Consider the following 6,322-nt stretch of genomic DNA (forward strand, 5'->3'; position numbering starts at 1 on the left):
TGCACCCACCCCGCCACCACCGCATGCCGGAAGAACGCCGGGCCGTCCGGTCCGCTCGCCTCCCTCACCGGGCGCGAGCGGGAGGTGCTGAAGCTCGTCGCCGAGGGCCGCAACAACCGGGAGATCGCGGCGGCGCTGTTCATCTCCCCCAAGACGGCGAGCGTGCACGTGTCGAACATCCTCGGCAAGCTGAACGTCTCCAGCCGCACCCAGGCCGCCGCCGTCGCCCACCGCGAGGGAATCTGATCTTGCAAGGGCGGACCGGGCGCCGGTAATGTGCATTTCGTGACTGCCGGGTCGGCCATGGGCCACGAGCGAGTGAGGTTCCCGGCCTCCGAGTGAGGCCGGAGCGGGCCCGAGGCCCGCCTCTTCCACTCCCCCTTCCTCTTCACCTTCCGCGCGCGCAGCGCATCGTCCTTCATGCGCGCAGCGCGACGTCATCAGGCATGCCCGCGCTTCCGGCATGCCCTTTCATCACCTTTCCCAAGCCGCGGCCGCGCGTTCTTTCCGCGGCTTATTCGCCATGCCCGAAAACAGGAGACGAATGGATTTCAACAAGCAGGTCATCAAGGAGTTCCGCGCGAACGGCGGGCGGGTCGGCGGCCCGTTCGAGGGCGGGCGGCTGCTCCTGCTGACCACCACCGGAGCGCGCTCCGGCGCCCCGCACACGACGCCGCTCGGCTACCTGCCCGACGGTGTCGGGCGCGTCCTGGTCATCGCCTCGGCCGGGGGCTCGCCGAGGAACCCCGCCTGGTTCCACAACCTGGTGGCGAACCCGCGCGTCACGGTAGAGAGCGGCGTCTTCGCCTACGAGGCCGACGCGGTCGTCCTGGAAGGGGACGAGCGCGACCGCGCCTTCGCGCGGGCCGCCGAGGCCGATCCCGGCTGGGCCGCGTACGAGGAGAAGTCGGGGCGGACGCTGCCCGTCGTCGCGCTGGTCCAGGTCGCCGCCGGACCGCCCGCCGGACCGGAGTCGCCCAGCGCCATGCTGGTCGCGGTGCACGACGCGTTCCGCGGGGAGCTGGAGCTGATCCGGAAGGAGGTCGCCGCGTCCGGGGCCGCCGTGGGCGCCCAGCTGCGGGTCAACTGCCTGACGATGTGCCAGGGGCTCGGCCACCACCACATGGGCGAGGACCAGCGGTTGTTCCCCGTGCTGGAGCGGCGCCACCCCGAGCTCGGGCCGGTGCTGGCGGAGCTGAGGGACGAGCACGAGACGATCAGCGCGCTGCTGGAGGAGCTGCGCCGCGTCCTGGACGCCGGCGACTCCGCGTCGCTGCTCGCCGAGGTCGACCGGCTCACCGCCGCGCTGGAGGCGCACCTCGACCGCGAGGAGGAGCGGCTCGTCCCGCTCCTGGACGCCCTGGAGTTCTAGGGGGCGCGCCTAGAGGAGGCCGCGGCCGGGGATCAGCGGCAGGTCCAGGGCGGTGAGCAGGCCGGGGGGCGCCTCGACGACGGCGGGGACGGCGTTGACCAGGCGCATCGCGGTGGCCTTCAGGCCCGCGGTGTTGTGGTCGCCGTCGGTGCCGAGGAGCCTCAGGTCCACCGTGTAGTTCGGCTCGCCGCGGACCTCGACGCGGTAGCAGCCCGCGCCGGCGGGCTGGGGCCAGTCGGGGGCGAGGTCGTCGCGCAGCCGGGTGACGTGCTCCAGGACGACGACGGCCTCGCCGCCGCGCATGCCCCGCACCTCGAACCGCAGGGCGGCGGCCGTGCCCTTCTCGATGGTCCCGGCGGAGACGGCGAAGGTCTCGGGCGCGGGCAGGCGGGTGTGCCACTCGGCGATCCCGTCCAGCTCCACGCCGAGGCCGGCGGCGATCTGCCGGACGACGCTCCCCCACGCCATGGTGAGGACGCCGGGCTGCAGCAGCATCGGCACGTCGTCCATCGGCCGGCCGAAGCCCATGATGTCGAAGAGGACCGTGGCCTGGTCGTAGGTGTTGTAGTTGAGGATCTCCATGCAGCGCACCTGCTCGATGCGCTCGCTGATGCCGGTGACGGCGAGCGGGAGCACGTCGTTGGCGAAGCCGGGGTCGATGCCGTTGACGAACAGGGACGCGCCGCCGGCCGCCGCCGCCTCGCGCACCGGGTCGGACATCCCGGGCGGGACGACGCCGTCCGGGAACTGCAGGAAGACGGGGCTGCTGGAGACGACGTTCACCCCGGCGCGCAGGATGCGGCACAGGTCGTCGATCGCCTCCGTCAGCCGGACGTCGGCCATCGAGGTGTAGACGACGCAGTCGGGCCGCAGGGCCAGCAGCGCCTCGGCGTCGCCGGTGGCGGTGACGCCGAGGTCGCGGCCGAGGCCCGCGAGGTCGCCGGCGTCGCGGCCGACCTTGGCCGGGTTGGAGACCCACACCCCGGCGAGTTCGAGGTCGGGCCGGGCGTCGATGCCGGCGATCGCGTGCCGCCCGACGTTGCCGGTGCTCCACTGGACGACGCGGTAGGTCACAGGTCCTCCAGACCGAGGTCGAGGTTGGGGGCCTCGATGCCGCCGTCCACGCGCAGCACGCTGCCGGTGACGTAGGCGGAGGCGGGCGAGGCGAGGTAGAGGACGGCGGCGGCCACGTCCTCGGGCTCGCCGACACGGCGCAGCGGCGTCCTGCGCTCCATCTCGGTGCGCAGCTCGTCGCTGGTCATGACGACGTCGAGCGCGGACGTCGCGACGGAGCCGACCGCGACGGCGTTGACGCGCACGCGCGGGGCCAGGTCGAACGCCGCGAGCCGGGTGTAGTGGGCGAGGGCCGCCTTGGCGCTGCCGTAGGCCAGGTAGCCGCGGCCCGCGATCCGTCCCATGGCCGAGGAGATGTTGACGACGCTGCCGCCGTCGGCCTTCAGCAGGTGCGGGACGGCCGCGCGGGTCAGCGCGTGCGCGGTGCCGACGTTGAACCGGAACGCCTTCTCCATGTGCCGGGGCGAGGTGTCCAGGAAGGCGGCGGGCATGGCGCCGCCCATGTTGTTCACCACGACGTCCAGGCGCCCGAACTCGCCCGCGGCGAGGTCGGCCAGCTCGGCGGCGGACTCGGGTTCCGCGAGGTCGGAGGGGACGACCAGGGCCCGCCGCCCGGCCGCCTCGATCCCGGCCGCGACCTCGTCGAGCTGCTCGCGCGTCCGCGAGGAGATCACCACGTCGGCGCCCGCCTGGGCGAGCGCGACCGCGGTGGCCGCCCCGATCCCCCGGCCCGCGCCGGTCACCACCGCCACCCTGCCGTCGATTCGGAACCGCTCCGAGATCACCGGCGTCACCTCCGGTCCGTCGCCTCACCGCCCGCACAGCCTACGCAGGAACTAGAACCTGTTTCAATACCGGCGCGGCGGGCGGCGGGTGACGGGCGCACAGCGGCGGACGGTACATCTTCACGGGTCATTCGTGATGTCCGCTACTGGTCCATTTCCGACATGACTGCAATTCTTTTCCCCGTGCGTTCCGGCAAACGGAGCACGAGGAAGGGGAGACCGGCGTGGACAAGGGGTACGAGCTTTACTGCCTCGCAGACGAGCTCTTCTACGATGCTCCGCCGGTGACCCGCAGCACCGACTTCGACATCACGCGCCGGGAACTCCCCGAGGGGTGGGAAAAGGTCTTCGGCGACGAATGGGTCGTCTATGTTCCACCGGTTCAGCGCGCTCCCGAACAGGGCTGGAAAGTGCATGTCTCCGGGTGTCCGGAAAGCGCCGGGGAGGCGCTCGCCGGGGCGTGGGAGTACTGCGTGGCCCGGGGAATCGAGTTCAAGCATCTGCGCGGCCCGGGAACGCTCCGCAGGCGCAACGCCAAGTACGCGCCGCGCGGGGCGAGCGGGAAGCTCGTCACGGTCTACCCCGCGGACGAGGACGAGCTGGCGGAGGTGCTCGCCGGGCTCGGCGCGCGGCTGGACGGCCTGCCCGGCCCGTACATCCTCAGCGACCTGCGCATCGGCGAGGGCCCGCTGCACGTCCGGTACGGCGGCTTCGCGGAGCGCCGGTGCCTGGACGAGCAGGGCCGGCTCGTGCCCGCGCTGCGCGACGGCTCCGGGGAGCTGGTGCCGGACCGGCGCGATCCCGTCTTCTCCGTCCCCGACTGGGTGAGCCTTCCCGCCTGCCTGGAATCGCATCTCAAGGCACGCGGCGCCACGACGACGACCGATCTGCCCTACCGGATCGACAAGGCCCTCCACTTCTCCAACGGGGGCGGCGTCTACGCGGCGACCGACACCCGCAGCGGCGCGAAAGTGGTGCTGAAGGAAGGCCGGCCCTACGCGGGTCTGGCCGCCGACGGCGCGGACGCGGTGACCCGGCTCCGGCGCGAGCGGGATGTGCTGGAAAAGCTTGACGGAATCGACGGCGTGCCCGCCGTTCTCGACTGGTTCACGCTCGGCGAGCACCATTTCCTGGTCCAGGAGTTCATCGAGGGGCGGACGCTCAACACGTTCTTCGCCGAACGGCACCCGATGCTCGATCCCGAGCCCGATCCCGCGAGGACCGCCGAGTACACGAAGTGGGCGCTGCGCGTCCACGAAGGGGTGGAACGCGTCATCGCCGCCATCCACGACCGCGGCGTGGTCTTCAACGACCTGCACATGTTCAACGTGATGGTGCGCCCGGACGACTCGGTCGCGCTGATCGACTTCGAGACGGCCGCGCCCGCGGCCGACGGCGGCCGGCAGACCCTCGCCAACCCCGCGTTCCTCGCCCCGCCCGACCGGCGCGGCGCCGACGTCGACCGCTACAGCCTCGCCTGCCTGCGGCTCGCCCTGTTCGTCCCGCTGACCACGCTGTTCGTGATCGACCGGGGCAAGGCCCGGCAGCTCGCCGACCTGATCGCCGAGAACTTCCCCCTCCCCCGGGCGTTCCTCGACGAGGCGGTCGCGCAGATCGCCCGGGACGCCGCGCCCGCCCCCGCGCCGGCGTTCACTCCGGACGCCGGCGGCTGGGAGCGCGCCAGGGACGCCCTCTCGCGGGCGATCCTCGCGAGCGCCACCCCCGAGCGCGCCGACCGGCTCTTCCCCGGCGACGTGGAGCAGTTCTCCGGGGCGTCGCTCGGCCTCGCGCACGGCGCCGCGGGCGTCCTGTACGCGCTGGACGTGACGGGCGCCGGCCGGTTCCCGGCCCACGAGGAGTGGCTGGCGGAGCGGGCGTCGAACCCGCGGCGCGGGACCGGGATCGGCCTGTACGACGGCCTGATGGGCGCCGCGTACGTGCTGTCGCGCCTCGGCCGCCGGGACGCCGCGCTCGCCGCCGTCCGGCACTGCCTGGGCGAACGGTGGGAGCGGCTCGGCGACGACCTCTACGGCGGCCTGCCGGGATTCGCGCTCGGCCTGGACCACCTCGCCCGCGCGACCGGCGACGTGTTCCTGCGCGAGGCGGCCCGCCGCTGCGTGGAGATCGTGGCCGAGCGGTCCGGCGGAGGGGGCGGCGGGCGTCCCGGCCTCATGTACGGCGGGGCCGGCGCGGCGCTGATGTTCGTCCGCGCCTACGAGCGCGACGGGAGCCCCGAGCTGCTCGACCTGGCCGCCTCGGCGCTGCGCCGCGACCTCTCCGCCTGCGTCACCGACCGCAACGGCGCCCTGCACGTCGACCAGGGCAGCCGGGTGCTGCCCTACCTCGGCCGCGGCAGCGTCGGCATCGGCCTCGTCCTGGACGAGTACCTGGCCCACCGCTCCGACGAGCGGTTCGAGGCGGCGCGCGACGCCGTCCGCGTGGCCGCGGCGTCCCGGTACTACGCGCAGCCGAGCCTGTTCAGCGGCCGTGCCGGGATGCTGCTCTACCTGGCCCGGCACGCCCGGTCGGGCCCCGGCGCGCGGGACGGGGCGCGCGTGGCGGGGCACGTCCGCGACCTCGCCTGGCACGCCCTGCCGTACGCGGGCGGGCTGGCGATGCCGGGCGAGCACATGTACCGGCTGTCGATGGACCTCGCGACCGGCACCGCCGGGGTGCTGCTCGCGCTCGGCGCGGCCCTCCACGACCCGGCTCCAGGACTGCCGTTCCTCGGGACGGCGCACAGGCCCTCCGTGGGGACCCCCACGGCGGCCACCTCTATCCAGCCCGAAAGGAGGTGACGAACATGGCGCTTCTCGACCTTCAGGGGATGGTGAGCGAGAACGGCGGCGGCGGCGGCAACAGCAGCCTCAGCCTGCTCTGCCACAGCTCCCACAGCATCACGATCTGCCTGTGATGACGCTGGCGGCCATGGCCCCCGTGCCGGGGCCATGGCCGTCACCGTGTTTGGAGACCCCATGACCTCCCCTCCCCCGGCGGTCGGCGCGGACCGGCTGCTGCTGCGCGCCGCCGGGCGCGCCCGCGGCTGGACGGCGCTCGTCGCGGCCGCGGCGCTGGCGGACGCGGCGGCGGC

General features: G+C 73.6%; 6 protein-coding genes. 4 read left to right on the top strand and 2 right to left on the bottom strand.

Translation table 11 applies throughout. From position 1 onward, the window contains the following. Positions 1-246: response regulator transcription factor (locus ABWI04_RS41150; protein WP_353835805.1), on the top strand; the 246-nt coding region annotated here is incomplete at its 5' end. A gap of 298 nt (positions 247-544) precedes the next feature. Beyond that, a complete protein-coding gene (locus ABWI04_RS41155; RefSeq protein WP_353835806.1) occupies positions 545-1,372 on the top strand; it encodes a nitroreductase/quinone reductase family protein in 828 nt (275 codons plus the stop codon). Positions 1,373-1,381: 9 nt separating this feature from the next. Here ABWI04_RS41155 and ABWI04_RS41160 read toward each other — a convergent pair whose 3' ends face one another. Beyond that, positions 1,382-2,446: an NAD(P)H-dependent amine dehydrogenase family protein gene (locus ABWI04_RS41160; protein WP_345187758.1), complete on the bottom strand. Its 1,065-nt coding sequence runs from the start codon at positions 2,444-2,446 to the stop codon at positions 1,382-1,384. Further along, a complete protein-coding gene (locus ABWI04_RS41165; RefSeq protein ID WP_353835807.1) occupies positions 2,443-3,240 on the bottom strand; it encodes an SDR family oxidoreductase in 798 nt (265 codons plus the stop codon). Before ABWI04_RS41165 ends, ABWI04_RS41160 begins: the two co-directional genes overlap by 4 nt. Before the next feature lie 215 nt (positions 3,241-3,455). On the opposite strand from ABWI04_RS41165, the gene lanKC reads away from it, so the two are divergent. Next, positions 3,456-6,029: a class III lanthionine synthetase LanKC gene (lanKC, locus tag ABWI04_RS41170; RefSeq protein ID WP_353835808.1), complete on the top strand. Its 2,574-nt coding sequence runs from the start codon at positions 3,456-3,458 to the stop codon at positions 6,027-6,029. A gap of 5 nt (positions 6,030-6,034) precedes the next feature. Then, positions 6,035-6,145 carry a SapB/AmfS family lanthipeptide gene (locus ABWI04_RS41175; RefSeq protein ID WP_089315262.1) on the top strand — a complete coding sequence of 37 codons (111 nt, stop codon included), beginning with the start codon at positions 6,035-6,037 and terminating at the stop codon, positions 6,143-6,145. The last annotated feature ends 177 nt before the right edge of the window (positions 6,146-6,322 follow it).

Origin of the sequence: Actinomadura sp. NPDC000929, from assembly GCF_040492065.1 — a bacterium.
GTDB lineage: Bacteria > Actinomycetota > Actinomycetes > Streptosporangiales > Streptosporangiaceae > Spirillospora > Spirillospora verrucosospora.

Coding starts and splice junctions, on each gene's coding strand:
- ABWI04_RS41155 (WP_353835806.1), top strand. CDS start 545: ATGGATTTCAACAAGCAGGTCATCAAGGAGTTCCGCGCGAACGGCGGG.
- ABWI04_RS41175 (WP_089315262.1), top strand. CDS start 6,035: ATGGCGCTTCTCGACCTTCAGGGGATGGTGAGCGAGAACGGCGGCGGC.